The 2339-nt window shown below is 59.3% G+C and carries 1 protein-coding gene; it reads right to left on the bottom strand.

Annotated elements, in window-relative coordinates:
- Positions 1 to 2339, bottom strand: a 2339-nt coding sequence (locus tag HP552_RS00385; RefSeq protein WP_217506269.1) for a phage tail tape measure protein, incomplete at both ends; no start/stop codon positions are given.

Genomic DNA, 2339 nt, shown 5'->3' on the forward strand with positions numbered 1-2339 from the left:
CCTCCGGAGAACAGGCCACCATCACGCATCTGTGTCTGAATTTCATCACGGGCACCCTTGCGGGCCATGTCATACACCGCCTTCAGAGCAGCCGGACCTATCTGCCCGTTCGTGCCGTCGTTGTTAATCACCACATGGTTATTCTGCTCAAACGTCCCGGACGCCTGCGACCGGCTGTCTGCCATGCTGCCCGGTGTACCGACATAACCGCCGGTGGCATAGCCGCGCATCAGCCGGTAAAGATTCCCCACGCCAATCCGGCTGGTTGCCTCCTTCGTGAAGACAAACTCACCACGGTGAACAATCCCCGCTGGCTCATATTTGCCGCCGGTTCCCGTAAATCCTCCGGTTGCAAAATGGAATTTCGCCGCAGCGGCCTGAATGGCTGTACCGCCTGACGCGGATGCGCCGCCACCAACAGCCCCGCCAATGGCGCTGCCGATACTCCCGACAATCCCCACCATTGCCTGCTTAAGCAGAATTTCTGTCATCATGGACAGCACGGAACGGGTGAAGCTGCGCCAGTTCTGCTCACTGCCGGTCAGCATCGCCGCCATATTCTGTGCAATACCATCAAAGGTCTGCGTGGCTGCACTTTTTACCTGCGACATACTGTCCGTGGCGCTCTCTTCCCACTCACTCCAGCCGGACTTCAGGCCTGCCATCCAGTTCCCGCGAAGCTGGTCTTCAGCCGCCCAGGTCTTTTTCTGCTCTGACATGACGTTATTCAGCGCCAGCGGATTATCGCCATACTGTTCCTTCAGGCGCTGTTCCGTGGCTTCCCGTTCTGCCTGCCGGTCAGTCAGCCCCCGGCTTTTCGCATCAATGGCGGCCCGTTTTGCCCGTTGCTGCTGTGCGAATTTATCCGCCTGCTGCGCCAGCGCGTTCAGGCGCTCCTGATACGTAACCTTGTCGCCAAGTGCAGCCAGCTGGCGTTTGTACTCCAGCGTCTCATCTTTATGCGCCAGCAGGGATTTCTCCTGTGCAGACAGCTGGCGACGTTGCGCCGCCTCCTCCAGTACCGCGAACTGACTCTCCGCCTTCCACAAATCCCGGCGCTGCTGGCTGATTTTCTCATTTGCTCCGGCATGCTTCTCCAGCGTCCGGAGTTCTGCCTGAAGCGTCAGCAGGGCAGCATGAGCACTGTCTTCCTGACGATCGCCCGCAGACACCTTCACGCTGGACTGTTTCGGCTTTTTCAGCGTCGCTTCATAATCCTTTTTCGCCGCCGCCATCAGCGTGTTGTAATCCGCCTGCAGGATTTTCCCGTCTTTCAGTGCCTTGTTCAGTTCTTCCTGACGGGCGGTATATTTCTCCAGCGGCGTCTGCAGCCGTTCGTAAGCCTTCTGCGCCTCTTCGGTATATTTCAGCCGTGACGCTTCGGTATCGCTCTGCTGCTGCGCATTTTTGTCCTGTTGAGTCTGCTGCTCAGCCTTCTTTCGGGCGGCTTCAAGCGCAAGACGGGCCTTTTCACGATCATCCCAGTAACGCGCCCGCGCTTCATCGTTAACAAAATAATCATCCTTGCGCAGATTCCAGATGTCGTCTGCTTTCTTATACGCAGCCTCTGCCTTAATCAGCATCTCCTGCGCGGTATCAGGACGACCAATATCCAGCACCGCATCCCACATGGATTTGAATGCCCGCGCAGTCCTGTCTGCCCAGGTCTCCAGCGTGCCCATGTTCTCTTTCAGGCGGCGGGTCTGGTCATCAAACCCTTTCGTTGCGGCCTCGTTCGCCGCCTGCAATGCCCCGGCTTCATCGCCGGAACGCTGCAACTGAGCAACATACGCAATCTGCTCCGCCGACACGTTATGGAACTGGCGAGCCATCGCCGTCAGCCCCGACGTCGGGTCTGTGGTCAGCTTCCCGAAGGCTTCAGCGACCTTGTCCACCTCCACGCCGGATGCAGAGGAGAAACGCGCCACACTCTGGCTGATGGACGCAATCTGAGCCTCACCGCTTACCCCCGCCTTAACCAGTGCGCTGAGTGACTCGCTGGTCTGGTTAAACGTCAGCCCTGCCGCCTGCCCGGCTCTGGACAGGACCAGCATACGATCTGCCGTCAGTCCCGCCTGATTGCCGGAAAGGACCAGCGTTTTGTTGAAATCGGACAGGGTTGAGTTGCCCTGATACCAGGCATACGCCAGCGCACCGGTCGCCACCGCCAGCGAGGTGGCCCCCACCATCGGCAGGGTGATCGCACCGGCAAGCCCCCTGAACATGGGGATCATCCCGCCGAAGGAGTCCTTCACCTGCCCCCCCTGTTGCAGCAGGATCAGCCACGGACTTTGCCCGCCTGCAAGCTGCGTGGCCACGTCGGTGAACTGTGCAGGCAG

Source organism: Paenibacillus xylanilyticus (assembly GCF_013359935.1).
Taxonomy (GTDB): Bacteria; Bacillota; Bacilli; order Paenibacillales; family Paenibacillaceae; genus Paenibacillus; species Paenibacillus xylanilyticus.